Below are 17,140 nucleotides of genomic sequence, written 5' to 3' on the forward strand. Positions count from 1 at the left end.
TGCGGGCGAGCCGTTTCCGCGGGACGGCGCGGCCGCAGCGCGGGCACCCGGCGTGGCCCTCGGCAGCCGGGGTGGTTCACGGGGTGGTCGCCTCGAGATGCTTGAGCACGGCCAGGACGCGTCGGTGGTCCTCGGGTTCGGGGTGCAGACCGAGCTTGAGGAAGATCGCCCGGACGTGCGCCTCGACGGTGCGTTCTCCGAGGAACAGGGCCGCCCCGATCGCCCGGTTCGAGCGGCCCTCGGCCATGAGGCTGAGGACCTCGCGTTCGCGGGTGGACAGCGTGTCGATGGGACGGCTGTCGCGGTGGGGCCGGGCCACCATCCGGCTCACCACGCTGGGGTCGATGGCCGAGCCGCCCTCGGCGACCCGGTGCAGGGTGTCGACGAACTCGTCGATGTCGGCGACCCGATCCTTGAGCAGGTAGCCCAGGCCGGCGGCCCCGTCGGCGAGCAGATTCATGACGTGGTCGGTTTCCACGTACTGCGACAGCAGTACCACCGCGGTGTCCGGGTGGTCGGCACGGATGGCCGCCGCGGCGACGATTCCCTCGGTGGTGTGGGTCGGCGGCATCCGGATGTCGACGACGGCGACGTCGGGCCGCTCGTCGGCGACGAGACCGAGCAGGGTGGCGGCGTCGCCGGCCTCGCCGACGACGTCGATCCCCTCGTCGCACAGCAGCCGGGCGATACCCTCGCGCAGCAGCACGGAGTCGTCGGCGAGCACCACCCGCAGGGGTGCCGCGCTGTCGCCGCGCCGCGTCGCGCGCCGCGTCGCGGCGACCCTGCTCGGTGACGCGGCGTCCACCGCCACCGTCCGGGCCAGGGTGTCGTCGGCTGCCGGCGCGGGGACGGTGGTCGTGGTCTCGGACGTGAGGGCGTTCCGGGCGGCGGCGGTGAGTTCCCTGCAGGTGTCGTAGCGGTCGTTGCGGTCCTTCGCGAGGGCACCCGCGACGACGGCGTCGAACGCCTTCGGCAGGTCGGGCCGGGCCTCGCTCGGCCGGGGTATCGGGCTGCGGACATGCCCGTGCCACAGCTTCGCCAGGGTGTCGCCGGAATACGGGGGCCGGCCGGTGAGCAGGTGGTAGAGGGTGCAGCCGAGCGAGTAGATGTCGGTGCGGTGGTCGAGCGCGGCGGTGGTGTCGAACTGCTCGGGTGCGGCATTCTGCAGGCTGCCGACGAACATCCCCGTGCGGGTGAGCCCGCCCGCCTCGTCGAGGGCCTTGGCGATGCCGAAATCGGTGAGCAGGACCCGTTCGGGTTCGCCCGGGCCGGCGGGTTCGGCGAGCAGGATGTTCGTCGGCTTCACGTCCCGGTGCAGCACCCCGGCCTGGTGGGCGTAGTCGAGGGCCTTGCCGATCTCGGAGACGATGTGGACTGCCCGCTCGGGCGGGACGGGCCCGTGGCCGAGCAGCGCGGCGGCGTTGGTGCCGGGGACGTACTGCATGGCGATCCAGAGCCGGCCGTCCTCGCAGCCGCGGTCGTAGACCTGGACGATGTTGGCGTGCTCGAGGCGCGCGGCATGGTCGGCCTCGAGTTCGAAGCGGGCCTTGACGCTGTCGTCGGCGGTCAGGGCGGGGTGGAGGAGTTTGAGGGCCACCTTGCGCGGCAGGTGCGGGTGCTGCGCCAGGTAGATCGAACCCATGCCGCCCGCGCCGAGCAGCCGCTCGATGGTGTACCCGGCAAACACCGAACCCGGCCCGGGAGCCCCGTTCCCCGTCACCGCCACCACCTCCCGAAGCGGCCCACCTCCTCTATTCAACCCCTCGGGGATCGTCGGCGGAACCGCTGCGGCGCGCGGTTGTCCGCCGACCTGGCGCCGGTCCGGCGCGGAGCGCACCGTGCAGACACCGGCCGGGGCTCCGTGCAGGCACGGTACGGATCTCCGTGCAGGCGCTGCCGCCGAATCACGTGACGGCCGAGATGGTCGAACAGTGCCAGCACGGTGGTCCGGCGGGGCCGGGAGCGAGATGCTGGGAGCGAGGATCGGAGGCCTCGTCGTGAGTCGTCGAACAGTGCCGGCCATCGTCGCCGTGACCACCCTGCTGGTGGTCGCGGTGGTGGTGGTGTCGCTCGATTGGCCCGGCGGTCCGCCCGTCGGCCCGGCGGAACTGGTCGCCTTCCCCGCGGTCGGCGTCGCCTTCGTCGCGGCGGGCATCATCGCGTGGCGGAGCCGCCCGGACGACAACACGGGACGGCTGATGGTGCTGGCCGGGGTGCTGTGGCTGGTGAAGGGGGGCGGTGCGTCACGCAACCCGGTCGTCTTCACCGTGGGCGCGGCGCTGACGGTGATGTATCTCCCGGTGCTGATCCATATCCTGCTCGGTTTTCCGACGGGGCGATTGAACCGGCGGTGGGAACGGTGGTTCGTCGGGGGCTGCTATGTGTACTTCCTGGTCTCGGTCCTGCTCGATCTGATGTTCTACAACCCCTCCGTGATGGTCGGCACAGAACGCTTCACCGCGCCCAACCTGCTGCTGGTCCGGGACGACCCGGCGATCTTCAGGGGGCTGCAGCTCGTCTTCGGCGCAATTGCCATCGGCATCAGTGTGGTCGTGATCGGCGTGCTGCTGGCCCGCTGGCGGTCGGGGTCCCCGGCCTACCGGGCCGCGTTCGCGCCCCTGTGGATCGCCGGCATTCTCGGATTCGCCACGGTGATCGGAACGGGGCTGGTCACGGCGCGGTCTTCCGGCGTGGGGAACGTGTGGACGGCCTACCTGAGCTATCTGGCGACCGCGCTGTTTCCGGTGGCGGTGCTGGTCGGGTTGTGGCGCTACCGGGTCGCGCGCAGCGCGGTCAGCGACGTGATGATCGAGGTCGGTGCGGCCCCGCTCGGGGACGAGTTCGTCCACGCGCTGCGCAAGGCACTGCGCGACCCCGGCCTGATCCTGTGGTCGTGGTCACCACAGTGGAACAGCTATCTCGACGCGAACGGGCAGCCGCAGAGCCTGCCGGACGACGACGACCCCCGCGCGGCGACCGTCCTCGAACGCGACGGCGTCCCGGTCGGAGCGCTGGTGTACGACCGGTCGCTGCGACATCAGCCGCAACTGCTCGCGGCGGTGCGCAGCGCCGCGACCCTCGCGCTGGACAACCAGCGCCTCCAGTCCGAGTTGCAGGCTCAGCTCGCCGAGGTCCGCCGGTCCCGGGAGCGGATCGTCGCCGCCGGGGACGCCCAACGGCGGCGGCTCGAACGCAACCTGCACGACGGTGCGCAGCAACGCCTGGTTGCCGCGACGATCCTGTTGCGGCGTGCGCAGCGGGCATCCCAGCCGGAGCGCAAGCAGGAGCTGCTCGACGAGGGCACGGCCGAACTGGACTCGGCGCTGGTGGAACTGCGGGAACTGGCCCGGGGTGTCTATCCCCCGGTGCTGCAGGAACACGGGCTCGCCGCCGCGCTGACCGCCCTGGCCGAGCGCGCGCCGCTGCCGGTGGAGATCGTCGACACCCTCACCGTGCGGGCTCCCGCCTCTGTCGAACTCGCCGCCTACTTCATCGCCGCCGAGGCGGTGGCCAACGCCACCAAGCACTCCGGCGCCACCCACATCGAGATCGACCTTCGCCGGGACGGCGGGATGCTGCGGATGGTCGTCACCGACGACGGGTGCGGCGGTGCGACGCTGACCGCCGGCGGTGGGTTGAGCGGACTGGCGGACCGGGCCACGGCCCTCGGTGGGGTGCTCACCGTGCACAGTCCCGTGGGGGGCGGAACGACGCTGACGCTGTCCCTTCCCCTCACCACCGGGACATCCGGGGAGCCGTCGTGAACCTCCGGGTGGTGCTCGCCGACGACTCCGCGGTGCTCCGCGAGGGGATCGCCGGCCTGCTGCACGACGAGGGAATCGAGGTGGTCGGCCAGGCCGCGGACGCGCAGGCCCTGCTGCGGCTGGTCGGCGAGCAGCGCCCGGACCTCGCCGTCGTCGACATCCGGATGCCTCCCACCCACACCACCGAGGGCATCGAGGCCGCCCTCACCATTCGCCGGTGCTTCCCGGGCACCGCCGTGCTGCTGCTGTCCCAGTACGTGGAAACCGAGAACGTCATGAACGTCTTCGCCGGCGGGACGGCCGGTCTGGGATATCTGCTCAAGGACCGCCTCTCCGACATCGACGGGTTCCTCGGCTCGCTGCACCGCGTCGCGGCGGGCGGAACGGCGATCGATCCCGACGTGGTCGGCCGGTTGGTCTCGCGGCCGCACCGCGACCGGGTGGCCCTCGACGAACTGTCCCCCCCGGGAACGGGAGGTCCTCACCCTCCTGATCGAAGGCCGTTCGGACCGGGCGATCGGAGCGGCCCTGTCCCTCGGGGAACGCACCGTCGGCGCGCACGTGCGCGCCGTCTTCGACAAGCTCGGTCTGCCCCCCGAACCCGACGGCCACCACCGCGTCCTGGCCGTGCTCGCCTACCTCGGCCCCGCAGTCCGCAACTGACATCGCCGGGTCTGCCGAGTGGTCCGCGACCTGGCATGATCGGGTGTCGTGACATCGACGGTGAAGCTGCGGGAACTGGCCGAGCAATTCGGGATCGCCACCTCGTATGTGGGGTGGGACAAGCAGGACCACTACGCGAGCGACGACACGTTGCGCCGGGTCCTGGCCTCGCTGGGCGTGTCCGCGGGCACCGAGGCGGAGATCGACGCCGTCCTCGCGGATCTGCCGAACGAGCCGTGGCGGCGCATGCTGCCACCCGTCCTGGTGGTCGTGCAGGGCGAGGAGCGCACCTTCCCCGTGCACGTGCCCCACGGCACTGCGGTGCAGGTGCAGGTGCGCACCGAGGACGGCGACGTCGTCGACGTCGCGCAGCGCGACGTGTGGGTCGATCCGCGGGAGGTCGACGGCCGGCTCGTCGGCCGCGCGACGTTCGCCGTCCCGGACCTGCCGCTCGGGTGGCACACCCTGCACGCCCGCAGCGACGACACCGAGGCCGAGACCACCCTGGTGGTGACACCCGCGCGTCTCGGCACCGCCGACCGGCTCCTCGAGCGACGTCGCCGGGGCCTGGCCGCGCAGTTGTACTCGGTGCGGTCGAAGCGGTCGTGGGGCGTCGGCGACTTCGCGGACCTGGCGGACCTCGCCGCGATCACCGCCTCGGTGGACGGCGGTGACTTCGTGCTCGTCAATCCCGTCCACGCGGGCGAGCCGGAGCCGCCGCTCGAGCCGTCGCCGTACCTGCCGAGCTCGCGGCGGTTCGTCCACCCGATCTATCTGCGGGTGGAGAACATCCGCGAGGCGGCGTTCCTGCCGCGCAAGCACCGCAAGACGCTCGAGGCGTACGCCGGGAAGTTCGCCAAGTCGAACCGCAAGGACAAGCGCATCGACCGGGACGCCGCGTTCCGGGCCAAGCTGGACGTGCTCGGGCACGTGTTCCGGGTGCCGCGCAGCCCGGCGCGGCAGGCGGAGTTCGACGCGTTCCGCGCCGCGGGCGGGGACGCGCTGACCGACTTCGCGTTGTGGTGCGCGCTCAGCGAGAAGTTCGGCGATCGCAGCGCCCGCTGGGAGACCCTGGCGGCGACCCCCGACGCGCCGTACGTCGCGCGGCAGCGCACCAAGCTGGCCGAGCGCATCGAGTTCCACTGCTGGTTGCAGTGGCTGTGCGACGAGCAGCTCGCCGAGGCGCAGTCCGCGGCGCGTGCCGCCGGCATGGACGTCGGCATCGTGCACGACCTCGCGGTGGGTGTCCGTCCCGACGGCGCCGACGCCTGGACGCTCGGCGACGCCCTGATCCGCGACATGACGGTCGGTGCGCCGCCGGACGACTTCAACCGGCAGGGTCAGGACTGGACCCAGCCGCCCTGGCATCCGGTCCGGCTCGCGGAGCTCGGCTACCGGCCCTACCGCGACGTGGTGCGCACCGCGCTGCGCCACGCCGGCGGCCTGCGGGTGGACCACATCCTGGGCCTGTTCCGCACCTGGTGGATTCCCGAGGGCTGCACGCCCGATCAGGGCACGTACGTCACGTACGACCACGAGGCCCTCATCGGGATCCTGGCGCTCGAGGCGCACCGGGCCGACGCCGTGCTGATCGGCGAGGACCTCGGCGTGTTCGAGAGCTGGGTGCAGGAGTACCTGTCCCGCCGCGGCATCGCCGGGACGTCGATCCTGTGGTTCGAGCGCGACGGCGACGACCCCCGGCCCCCGGAGAGCTACCGGGAGCTGTGCCTGACGTCGGTCACCACGCACGACCTGCCACCGACGGCGGGTTTCCTTGCCGGAGAACACATCACGCTGCGGTCCGAGCTGGGTCTGCTCGAACGGGACCTGGAGACCGAGGCCGCTGATGCGGCCGCCGAACGCGACGCCGTGCTGGCGGTGCTGCGGGAGCGCGGACTGCTCGACGAGGTCGCCGACGAGCAGCGGACCGTCGAGGCACTGCACCGGTTCGTCGCGGCGAGCCCGTCGGCGCTGATCGGGGTGTCGCTGGCCGACGCGGTCGGTGAGCGGCGCAGCCAGAATCAGCCGGGCACGACCGACGAGTACCCCAACTGGCGGATCCCGCTGGCCGACGAGAAGGGCAGGACCGTACTGCTCGACGATCTGCCCGGCAACGAGCGGTTCGCGGCCCTGCTCGCCGCTGTGGCGCCGGCCCCGGATCCCTCCGCAGCCGACGAGGCCTGAGCGTCTCGGCCGGCCGCCGGGTTCCGAACCCGGCGGCCGGCCGCGCGTCACTTCGCGTACATGCTCTCGATGTCGGCGGCGAAGCGCTCGGTCACGACGTTGCGCTTGATCTTCAGCGTCGGCGTCAGCTCACCGGTCTCCTCGGTGAGGTCCCGGTCTAGGATGACGAACTTCTTGATGGCCTCGGCGTGGGAGACCATCGAGTTGGCGTCGTCCACGATGGACTGCAGCGCGTCGTGCAGCGCCGGGTCGTGCCGCAGGTCGGCGATGGTGGCCGTCGGCGCCTTCCCGTTCTCGGCCTTCCAGTTGTCGAGCACTTCGGGGTCGACGGTGAGCAGCGCGGTGATGAAGCTGCGCCCGTCGCCGACGACCACGGCCTGCGAGACGAGCGTGTGCGAGCGCATCCGGTCCTCGAGCGGCCCGGGCGAGACGTTCTTGCCGCCAGCGGTGATGATGAGGTCCTTCTTGCGGCCGGTGATGCTCACGTAGCCGTCCTCGTCGATCTCGCCGAGATCGCCGGTGCGGAACCAGCCGTCGTGGAAGGCCTCGGCGGTGGCCTTCTCGTTGCGCCAGTAGCCCTGGAACACGACCCCGCCGCGCAGCTCGATCTCACCGTCGTCGGCGATGCGGGTGCTGTTGCCGCCCATGGGCTGGCCGACGGTGCCGATCTTCTGGGCGCCGGGCACGTTCACGCTGTGCGCGGCGGTGCTCTCGGTCAGGCCGTAGCCCTCGTAGATCGGGACGCCGACGCCGCGGAAGAAGTGGCCGAGACGGGGACTCAGGGCGCCACCACCGGAGATCGCGAACCAGCACTCGCCGCCCATCGCCTGCCGCAGCTTGGCGTAGACGAGCTTGTCGGCCATGTTGCGCTTGGCCTTGAGCACGAACGACGGACCGCCGTGGTCGAGCGACTCGCTGTAGGCGATGGCGGTCTCCTCGGCGAACGCGAAGATCGCCGCGTTGAACCTGCCACCGGCCGCAGCCTTGCGCGCGGCGGCGTCGCGCACCTTCTCGAAGACGCGCGGCACGCCGAGGATGGTGTTCGGGGCGTAGCGCTCGAACTGGGCGGAGATCGTGCCGAAGTCCGACCAGTGCGCCTGCGCCGCACCGCCTTCGAAGACGGCCAGCGAGACGGCACGGGCCAGCACGTGCGCGAGCGGCAGGAAGGTCAGCACCCGGCTGCCCGGCTTGGCCACCTCACCGATCGAGGCGGTCAGGATGCCGCGGACCTCGCTGTAGAAGTTGCGGTGGGTCAGCATGCAGCCCTTGGGCCGGCCGGTGGTGCCCGAGGTGTACACCAGCGAGGCGAGGTCGTCGGCGCGGATGCCGTCGAGGCGGGCCTGCAGCTGGGCGTCGTCGACGCCGGCGCCCTCGGCGATCAGCGTCTCCACGGCGCCGCCCTCGATCCGCAGCGTGCGGCGCAGGGTGTCCGGCATGTCGACGAACAGCGCCTCGTGGCGCGCGGTCTCGACGACGGCAACGACCGCCTCGGAGTCCTGCAGGATCCAGCGGATCTGCTCGGTGGACGAGGAGTCGTAGATCGGCACCGTGGCGGCGCCGGCGGCCCAGATGGCGTAGTCGAACAGCGCCCACTCGTAGCGGGTGGCCGACAGCAGGGCCACCCGGTCGCCGGGCTGCACGCCCGCCGCGACGAGGCCCTTGGCGACCCCCGAGACCTGCTCGGCGAATTGCCGTGCGGTGACGGCGACCCAGTCCTCTCCCTCCGGGCGGGAGTACATCACGCGGTGCGGAGTCTTCTCCGCGTGCGTGAAGACCGTGCGGACGACCGATTCGTCGTCGCCGACGGTGAACTGGGCGGGGGTGGTGTACTCACGCACGAGCGTCTCCCTCGTTGTGGTCGGGGCGGGCAGTGGACCGGTGTTCCACTCCCTGGCGGAAGCGGCGCAGCATGTCGACGAACCGATCGATGTCGTCCTGGCCCCAGCCGGTCAGCGCCGCGCGGATCTCGTCGTGACGTCCGGCGACGGTGCGGGCGAGGGTCTCGCGGCCCCGGTCGGTGAGCCGGAGCGGGTGGCCGAGCCGGGTGGGTCCGGCCTGCGCCTGGACCAGCCCGGCGTCGATGCAGCTGCGCAGCTGACGGGAGACGGTCGACCGATTCACGCTGAACGCATCCGAGATGTCGGTGGCTCGGCAGCCCGGGTTGCGGTCGATGAAGCCGAGCATCGAATGCTGCGCCAGCGAGAGCACGTCGTCGTGGGCGCGCTCCCCCGCTGTGAGATGGCGAATCAGGTACACGAACTCGTCGTATACCTCGGATACACCGGCCGCTGCGGACTGCGCCGCAACCTCCCGCTTGTGTTGCACGACGCAACTGTAAGCCCTGTGCCGCTCGACACCCCAATCGCCTCTCCCCGCGGCACCGCACAGACGCGCCGAGACGCACGGCGTCGATCGCGAATTTCCCCGAACCGCAGGCCCGGCCTGCCCGTTTCCGGTACAGATGATGCGACAGGACCAGGCCCCCGGCGAAGGAGTTCCCGTGGCCGCACCCGATCGTTCGACGGCCGAACCCGATCCTGCGACGGTCGTGCGCGGCCGGCGACGGACCGCCGTGCTCGTCGGCCTGCTCGCGGCGGCGCACGCACTGCTGACGCCCGCGACCTCCGCGGCCCAGGAACCCGTCGGCTCGTGCGCGTGGCAGTTCCGGTCCGACTCGACCGTGCTGGACATCGCGTTCCCCGACGTCGATGCCACCTACTGGGTGCTGCCGTACGCGCTGGCCCCGGGCGACAGCATCGAACTGCACGGCACCTATCCGGCGGCCCGGTACTTCTCGCTCAACACCTACGGAACGAACTTCGACACGGTCGACACCCTGCGCGACGCACAGATCGCACCCGATCCGGGCAGCGGGAACCCGTTCGCGGACGCGGCCGCCGAGGGGCTGCCCGCCTCGGCCCGGCGCTGGAGCGCCACCGTCGTCACCGGTCCGGCCGACCACGCCCGCAACGAGATCGGCGCGCTGCCCACCGGCGGGTCGCCCACCGCACCGGCCGGATTCCTCATCGTCCGGGTCTATGTGCCCGACGACCCGGCCTCCCCGACCGGCGGGGTCCCGCTACCGGACGTGACGCTGCACCAGGGTGGGCGCGCCGTGCCGGTGCCCACGTGCAGCTCCGACTTCGACCCCGCCGACTACGGCAGCGGACCGGTCGAGCGCGCCGCCGAGGCGGCCGTCGACCGCATCGTCGAGGGCGCGGCGTCCGGCGCCTTCCCCGGCAACAACCCCGAGGCGACCTTCGTCAGCCCGGCCACCACGTCCGGGTTGTTCCCGAACGGCGACAACAAGTACATCGGCTCCGTGCTGACGTACCAGCCGGGCCGGATCCTCGTCGTGCGCGGCAAGGCCCCCACGTTCCCCGACACCCGCGCCGGCGAACCCGTCACCACGCCCGGCCGCCAGGTGCGGTACTGGTCGATGTGCCAGAACGACCAGGTCACCCCGTACCCGGTGGTCGCGTGCGCGGCCGACTTCGAGACGGCGACCGACGCGGAGGGCTGGTTCACCTTCGTCGTCGCGGCGCCCCAGGACGTGCCCGCCCGCGCCACGGCCGATCCGACGGTGACGGTGCTGCCGTGGGGCTCGACCGAGGTCCCCAAGAAGACTCTGCTCTACCGGAACATGCTGCCGGCCGACGCGTTCTACCCGCAGTCGGTGCAGGCCGCACAGGGCGGCGATCCGGCCGCGACGATGGGGCCCTACTACCCGCGGGCCGCGTACTGCGACACCGCCACCTTCGAGGCCGGCGGCTACGCCGCCTGCCTGCCCTGACCTCGCGGAGCCGGACCACGGGACCCGCCCGGCGGCGATACGTCCGATTCCGAGACGCCACGCCCCGCCGGCAATAACCTGTGTGACACCCGCCACACGGCGGCACCTGTTCCCCCAGGAGGCTCACGCATGTCCGTCCCCGCCCCGTCCGTCATCCTCGACCGCGTCGCGCACTGGGCGCAGACCAAACCGGACGAGGTCGCGGTGCAGTACCTCGACCGCACCCACACCTGGGCGCAGTGGCACGAGCGACTGCTCCACCTCGCCGGCGCCCTCGCCGCCGACGGCGTCGGACCCGGCGACACCGTCGCATTCGTCGACAAGAACAACCTCGCGTGCCTCGAGGTCACCTTCGCCGCCTCCGCGCTCGGCGCGGCGAACGCCATCCCGAACTTCCGGCTCGCCGGCGACGAGCTCGACTACGTGATCAACGACTCGCGCGCCCGGATCCTGTTCGTGGGAGCGGAATTCGCGCAGGAGATCGAGTCGCTGCGTCCCCGGCTGTCCACGGTGCAGAAGATCGTCGTCGTGGGCGGGGAGAACGACGAGTTCGAGCCGTGGCTCGCGGCGGCCGCACCGGCGACCCTGCCCGACGTCGCGCCCGAGACCACCGCGCTGCTGCTCTACAGTTCCGGCACCACCGGCCGGCCCAAGGGTGTGCAGCTGACGCACCGCAACCTGTTCGCGCACTCCGAGGACGTGCTCGCGGTGCTTCCGTTCACGGAGGGTGACTGCCTGCTGGTGGCGATGCCGCTGTTCCATGTGGGCGGCACCTGCTACGCGATCATGGGTATCCACGACGGCCGCCGGTGCGTGTTCACCCGGGAGGCCGACGCGCCGTCGCTGTTCACGGGTCTCGCGGCCGGCGCGAACATCGCCTTCCTGGTGCCCCCGGTAATAGCGGCCGTCCTCGGCGCGGGAGCGCACGCGATCGGGGCGTTCTCCCGGCTCAAGCGCATCACCTACGGCGCCGCGCCGATGCCGCTGCCGCTGCTGCGCGGCGCGCTCGCCGCGTGGCCGGACACCGAATTCGTCCAGGTGTACGGCATGACCGAGCTCGCCGGGGTGATCACGGCGCTGCTGCCGGAGGTGCACCGCGATCCGGCGCAGGAGGCGCGGATGGCGTCGGCCGGCACCCCCATTCCCGGCGTGGAGATGCGCATCGTCGATCCGGCCACGCGCGAGGACGCGGCCCCGGGCGCGATCGGCGAACTGTGGTGGCGCTCGGCGCAGACCACCCCCGGGTACTGGAACCGGCCCGACGCCACGACCGAGACGATCACGGCCGACGGGTGGCTGCGCAGCGGCGACATGGGCCGGGTCGACGACGGCGGCTTCGTGTTCATCGAGGACCGGCTCAAGGACATGATCATCACCGGCGGCGAGAACGTGTACTGCCCGGAGGTCGAGCGGGTCCTCGTCGAGCATCCGGCCGTCGCCGAAGTCGCGGTCATCGGCGTCCCGGACGAGAAGTGGGGCGAGACGGTCAAGGCGGTGGTGGTGCTCGCCCCGGACCAGAAGGCCGACGAGCAGGAACTCATCGACTACACCCGCCGGCACCTGGCGAAGTTCAAGTGCCCCGCGACCATCGACATCGTCGACATGCTGCCGCGCAACCCCACCGGGAAGATCCTCAAGCGCTCCCTGCGGGCCCCCTACTGGGCCGGACACGAACGGACCATCTGAGCGGTGCGTCCTTTGGGCTGCTGCAGCAGCCCAAAGGACGCACCGGCCGCGGAGCGGCCCGGCTCAGCGCACCCGGCGCAGCAGGGCGGCCAGGGCCTGGCCGCCGCCGATGCACATGGTGACGATGCCGAGTTCGAGGTCGCGGCGCACGAGGTCCTTGGCCACCCGCAGGGTCAGGATGCCGCCGGTCGCGCCGACCGCGTGACCGAGGGCGATCGCCCCGCCGTACGGGTTGGTCTTGGCCGGGTCGAGCTTGGCGTCGCGGATCACGGCGACGGCCTGCGAGGCGAACGCCTCGTTCAGCTCGACGGTGTCGATGTCGGCCGGGGTGGTGCCGGTCTGCTCGAACAGCTTCTGCAGGGCCAGGACCGGCGCGTAGCCCATCAGCTCCGGCTCGAGCGCGGCGGTGGCGACGGACTCGATCACCGCGAGCCCACCCAGGTCCCGTTCCTGCGCGACGGACTCGCGGGCGAGGACGACGACGCCGGCGCCGTCGTTGATGCCCGAGGCGTTGCCGGCGGTGACCGTGCCGTCCTTCTGAAATGCCGGGCGCAGCTTCGCGAGGGTCTCGACGGTGGTGTCGGGCTTGGGGTGCTCGTCGGTGGTGACGACGGTGGGCTTGCGGCCGCCGATCTCGACGGGGGTGATCTCCTCGGCGAACGCGGCGCGGGCGGCGGCGGTGGCCGCGCGGCGCTGGGATTCGACGGCGAACTCGTCCTGCGCCTCGCGGCTGATGCCGTACTCGCGGGCGACGTTCTCGGCGGTGACGCCCATGTGGATGCCGTGGAACGGGTCGGTGAGCATCCCGACGGTGCCGTCGACGAGGGTGCGGTCGCCCAGCTTGTAGCCGGAGCGGGCGCCGAAGTCGTAGAACGGCATGCGGGACATGTTCTCGTCGCCGCCGGCCAGGGCCAGATCCACCCCGCCCCAGCGCATCTGCATCGCCGCCGACCAGATCGCCTGCAGGCCCGAGCCGCACAGCCGGTTGACGGTGTACGCCGGCACCGAGACCGGCAGCCCGGCCGCCAGCGCGACCCGACGCGCGTTGTAGGCATCCGGGCCGACCTGCCCGATGCAGCCCATGACGACCTCGTCGATGTCCTCGGCCGCCACGCCGGCGCGCTGCAGGGCCGCCTTCGCGGCGGTCGCGCCGAGTTCGTGGGCCGGTACGTCCTTGAACGCGCCGCCGAAGCTGCCGACCGGGGTACGCGCACCGTCGACGATGACGATCCGTTCCGGAGTGCTCATCTCACGTCCCATCTCTCGCAGGAACGGCACCGAGTGCCATCTCTTGCCCACGACGATACCGGAGCAGTGAGCCGCAACACAGTCGGGTGGCACTGCGGCGCAAGACGGGCAGCCGTCAGGCCGGGTCGCTCAGGTCGCCCCGGTGCACGCGCTCGGCCGCCGCGGCCGACCCGAGCTCCGCCCGGGCCTGCGGATTTCTCGCGTAGAAGTCGAGCATCCGATACAGCAGCACCGGGTCGCCGTCGAACTTGCGGGAGTCGACCTCGATCACCGGTTCGCGGGGCAACCGGTCCAGGCGGAACAGCCGGCTGGTCCGTCGTCGCGCCCAGGCGGCGGCCGGCGTGCCCAGCACCCAGATCTCGGGGAATCCGTGATGGACGGCGTGCACCCCGGCCACCGAGACCCACGGCAGGTACGACTCGATGGTCCAGCCGCGTTGCCGGATCCCGTCCGGGGTCAGCAGCAGCGCCCCTCGGCGGATCCCCCCGCGCAGCACCTCCGCGACGAACGCCGCGCAGGGCAGCCCGAAGGCGGCGAGCAGCACACTCACCCACGGAACGCCGTCGTCGAACAGGACTATCTCGACGGCCGCGCCGAGCGAGAGCAACGCCGCGCTCGTCGTCATCGCCCCCATCAGGTGGAAGACGGCGCCGGAAGCGCGGATCTCGGTGGCCCCGCGGCCCCGCGACTCCACGAACCGGATCTCGGGGTCGCCGCGGCGCGGACGCCAGTACACGTATCCGAAGAGCGCCGTGAGGGCCATCAGGCCGGACAGGATGAGGAAGAACCGGGTCACCGCCCAGGCTCCCGCCTGCCCGGCATCCCAGGCCCGCCAGAGCGAGACGAGGATCACGACGCCGGCGAGGGCGATCGCGGCGGCGACCCGGGCGCTGAACTTCGGGGACGGCCATTCCTCCGGGCGGATCAGCGGCACGGCGTCGGACTCGTCTTCATCGGTGCCGTGCACAAAACACCCGTCCCACTGAGTTCCCCTTCCGGAAGCGCCGGGGATCCCACCGCCCCGACCGGTTGCCGGTAGGTGGGGAACGCTACCGCAGGGCCTGCGGATTGTGGTTCACGACACGCGCCGGGGCGGGCGTCCACGGCGGAGAAGGGACCTTCGACCCTACGTCCGAGGGGCCCGACGAGGCGGATACTCGACGGTGTGACCATTGCCACAAATGCCACGGGACGGACATAAAGCCCAGTTCAAAAGGTGTTCAACTCGTGTTGGCCGGCCGCCGGACGCGGGACACGAAAATCTTGTCTACGGATGAGTAACACTGGCGCCGACGGGAACGACACAATCATCGACGATCCAGACGAGACCGGAGGAATCTGCATGACTGTCCAGCTTGATTCGCCTGGCTTCGAGTCCGCCCGCGAGGTGGTTTCGGCCCAGGAAGACCTCGGTCGACTGTTCGACGAGATCGGGACGCTCGATGCGCAGATCCTCGAGGCGATCGAGCGCCGCAGCGAGCTGTCGCGCCGGGCGGGCATCGCTGCGAAGGAGTCCGGGACCGCGCGGCAGGCCCAGAACCACGAGATGCGGGTCCTCAACCGTTTCGCCGAGCTCGGCGCCGACGGCAAGACCCTGGCGATGACGCTGCTCCGCCTCGGACGCACCCGCCTGTCCTCCTAGACCCGACGACTTCGCGCGGCCCCCGCACCGGATCGGTGCGGGGGCCGCGTCGTCGTTGCCACCCGAAGAGCCGGGGCCGCCCGAACGCAGGTACGGCGGTCAGCGCCTCGCGTGCAGGAGGCCGTCCCGCACCCAGGCCGGCTGCGGCGTCTCCAGCTCGAACTCGGCGAACGCGCGGCCGGCGACGGCGGCGATGCCCGCCGGCGGCAGCTCCTCGAACTCACCGAGCACGAGGGCGATCTGCTCGACCGGCGGCAACGTCGAGAACAGGACGGCGTCGTCGCCGCAGCCTTCCGCACGCCGATGCGCGGGCGTCTCGGCGTGCAACAGGTACACGAACCACGACACGGCGTACGCGCAGAGTTCGGGACCGATCGGGCCCCGCCACGTCGCGACCGCACGCGCCAGCGCCCGGTCGAAGACCGCGGCCGCACGCTCGGAACCGACGGACAGCAGCCGCGCGCAGGCCGCGAGGTCCGGGAGCTGGCCTTCCATGACCTCACGCAGGCCACGCGGGGGAACGTCCAGGTTGCCCGCGGACCCGCCACTCGGGTCCGGCGGCATGATGTACATCGTCCGCTCCCTCCGCGCTTTCCCTGTCGGGGAAACCGATGCCGTTTTCCCTTTTATCGTTCTGCGGTCCCCGAACGTGACGTACCCCACACGGTCACCGCAGGAGTGCCTTGACCTCCAGGAACTCTTCGAGACCGAAGACGCCGGCTTCGCGCCCGACGCCGGAGTGCTTGTAGCCGCCGAACGGTGCGTCGGTGTTGAAGGCGCCCCCGTTGATGGAGACCTGCCCGGTGCGCAGCTGTCGTGCGACCCGCTCGGCCCGGGCGCGGTCGGTAGACCAGACCCCGCCGGAGAGCCCGTAGTCGCTGTCGTTGGCGATGCGCACGGCGTCGTCCTCGTCGCGGTATCCGATGATCGACAGGACCGGACCGAAGATCTCCTCGCGCGCGATCGTCATGTCCTCGGTCACGTTCGCGAACACGGTCGGCCCGACGAAATAGCCGGTGCCGAGGCCGGTTTCGCGGCCGTCGAGCACCAGTTCGGCGCCCTCCTCGATGCCCTGGTCGATGTAGGACCGCACGCGCTTGAACTGGTTGGCGTTGACCAGGGGGCCGAGCCGGGTGGTGGCCGCGGCGGGATCGCCGACGGTGTAGGCCCGCGCGACCTGCTCGGCGAGGGCGGCCACCTCGTTCATGCGCTCGGCGGGGACGAGCATGCGGGTCAGTGCCGAACAGGTCTGCCCGGAATTCAGGAAGCACTGGGCCACGCCGTCGGTGACGGCCCGGGTCAGGTCGGCGTCGTCGAGGATGACGTTGGCGGACTTGCCGCCGAGTTCGAGAGCCACCTTCTTCACCGTCTCCGCGGCGACGACGGCGACGCGCTTGCCGGCGCGGGTGGAGCCGGTGAACGAGACCATGTCCACGCCGGGATGCGCGGCGATGGCCTCCCCCACCACCGGCCCGTACCCGCTGACGAGGTTGAACACGCCGGGCGGCAGGCCCGCCTCGTCGCAGATGTCGACGAGCGCGTAGGTGATCAGGGGCGCCACCTCGGTCGGCTTGAGCACGACGGTGCAGCCACCCGCGAGGGCGGCGAACACCTTCAGGACCACCTGGTGCAGCGGGTAGTTCCACGGCGTGATGGCGCCGACGACACCGATGGGCTCGCGCACGATGAGGGCGTTGCCCACCTCGCCGGCGTCGAAGTCGTAGGTCGCGGCGAGTTCGGCGTAGCGGGTGATGTTCTTCAGCGGCATGCCGATCTGGACCGGCTTGGCCAGCGTCACCGGCATGCCCATGTCGCGGGAGACCAGCGCGGCGAGATCGTCGATGCGCTCGGCCATGAGGGCCGCGACCTTGCCGAGGTGGGCACCGCGTTCGGCGCCGGTGAGCGCCGACCACGCCGGGAACGCCGCCCGCGCCGCGCGTACGGCCCGGTCCACGTCCTGTGCCGTGCCTTCGGCGACGACGGCGATGACATCCTCGGTGGCCGGGGCGATCACGTCGATCCGGCCGGTGCCGTCGGAGTCCACCCATTCGCCGCCGATGTAGATCTTCGTGCGGTCGAGCACGTTGTTCATATCGTTCCTTCTCCGCCGAGTGATGTGCTTCACACGCAGCGTACGACGCGTCCCCGACGGGCCGCGGG

At 71.5% G+C, this 17,140-nt stretch carries 12 protein-coding genes and 1 pseudogene; 6 read left to right on the top strand and 7 right to left on the bottom strand.

What is annotated here, in order from left to right; genetic code table 11:
- Window positions 1-76: 76 nt before the first annotated feature.
- The gene (locus JYA75_RS22050) at window positions 77-1,729 is read right to left on the bottom strand and encodes a protein kinase (RefSeq protein WP_006939444.1); all 1,653 of its coding nucleotides are present in this window, start codon (window positions 1,727-1,729) and stop codon (window positions 77-79) included.
- 268 nt (window positions 1,730-1,997) lie between these two features.
- On the opposite strand from JYA75_RS22050, the gene JYA75_RS22055 reads away from it, so the two are divergent.
- The 3 genes and pseudogenes from JYA75_RS22055 (at window position 1,998) to malQ (ending at window position 6,611) form a co-directional block, all read left to right on the top strand.
- Window positions 1,998-3,764, top strand: coding sequence for an ATP-binding protein (locus JYA75_RS22055; protein ID WP_230304451.1), 1,767 nt, complete (start codon window positions 1,998-2,000; stop codon window positions 3,762-3,764).
- A gap of 32 nt (window positions 3,765-3,796) precedes the next feature.
- Window positions 3,797-4,006: pseudogene (locus tag JYA75_RS28900) on the top strand (response regulator); the annotation flags it as partial.
- Between the two features lie 469 nt (window positions 4,007-4,475).
- Window positions 4,476-6,611, top strand: a complete 2,136-nt coding sequence (gene malQ, locus JYA75_RS22065) for a 4-alpha-glucanotransferase (RefSeq protein WP_161994620.1) — start codon at window positions 4,476-4,478, stop codon at window positions 6,609-6,611.
- A 47-nt stretch (window positions 6,612-6,658) separates the two neighbouring features.
- On the opposite strand, the gene JYA75_RS22070 is transcribed toward malQ, so the two are convergent.
- On the bottom strand, window positions 6,659-8,449 hold the full coding sequence (locus JYA75_RS22070; protein ID WP_006939451.1) for a long-chain fatty acid--CoA ligase: 1,791 nt from the start codon (window positions 8,447-8,449) through the stop codon (window positions 6,659-6,661).
- Entirely contained in the window at window positions 8,442-8,936 is a 495-nt protein-coding gene (locus tag JYA75_RS22075) for a MarR family winged helix-turn-helix transcriptional regulator (RefSeq protein WP_006939453.1), read from the bottom strand. The genes JYA75_RS22070 and JYA75_RS22075 overlap by 8 nt, the downstream gene beginning before the upstream one ends.
- Before the next feature lie 175 nt (window positions 8,937-9,111).
- Between JYA75_RS22075 and JYA75_RS22080 the strand changes: the two genes are divergently transcribed.
- Window positions 9,112-10,404: a hypothetical protein gene (locus JYA75_RS22080; protein ID WP_203329328.1), complete on the top strand. Its 1,293-nt coding sequence runs from the start codon at window positions 9,112-9,114 to the stop codon at window positions 10,402-10,404.
- Between the two features lie 129 nt (window positions 10,405-10,533).
- A complete protein-coding gene (locus tag JYA75_RS22085; protein ID WP_203329329.1) occupies window positions 10,534-12,090 on the top strand; it encodes a long-chain-fatty-acid--CoA ligase in 1,557 nt (518 codons plus the stop codon).
- A gap of 63 nt (window positions 12,091-12,153) precedes the next feature.
- On the opposite strand, the gene JYA75_RS22090 is transcribed toward JYA75_RS22085, so the two are convergent.
- Both JYA75_RS22090 and JYA75_RS22095 read right to left on the bottom strand, forming a co-directional pair.
- Window positions 12,154-13,338, bottom strand: a complete 1,185-nt coding sequence (locus JYA75_RS22090) for a thiolase family protein (protein WP_029542831.1) — start codon at window positions 13,336-13,338, stop codon at window positions 12,154-12,156.
- A gap of 115 nt (window positions 13,339-13,453) precedes the next feature.
- A complete protein-coding gene (locus JYA75_RS22095) occupies window positions 13,454-14,305 on the bottom strand; it encodes a hypothetical protein (RefSeq protein ID WP_239010477.1) in 852 nt (283 codons plus the stop codon).
- A 375-nt stretch (window positions 14,306-14,680) separates the two neighbouring features.
- Here JYA75_RS22095 and JYA75_RS22100 point away from each other — a divergent pair, with 375 nt between their 5' ends.
- Entirely contained in the window at window positions 14,681-14,980 is a 300-nt protein-coding gene (locus JYA75_RS22100; protein ID WP_203329330.1) for a chorismate mutase, read from the top strand.
- Between the two features lie 99 nt (window positions 14,981-15,079).
- On the opposite strand, the gene JYA75_RS22105 is transcribed toward JYA75_RS22100, so the two are convergent.
- Window positions 15,080-15,553: a hypothetical protein gene (locus tag JYA75_RS22105; RefSeq protein ID WP_072634929.1), complete on the bottom strand. Its 474-nt coding sequence runs from the start codon at window positions 15,551-15,553 to the stop codon at window positions 15,080-15,082.
- Between the two features lie 94 nt (window positions 15,554-15,647).
- Window positions 15,648-17,072, bottom strand: coding sequence for an aldehyde dehydrogenase family protein (locus JYA75_RS22110; RefSeq protein ID WP_203329331.1), 1,425 nt, complete (start codon window positions 17,070-17,072; stop codon window positions 15,648-15,650).
- Window positions 17,073-17,140 lie beyond the last annotated feature (68 nt).

The organism is Rhodococcus sp. PSBB066 (genome assembly GCF_017068255.1).
Lineage (GTDB): Bacteria > Actinomycetota > Actinomycetes > Mycobacteriales > Mycobacteriaceae > Rhodococcus > Rhodococcus aetherivorans.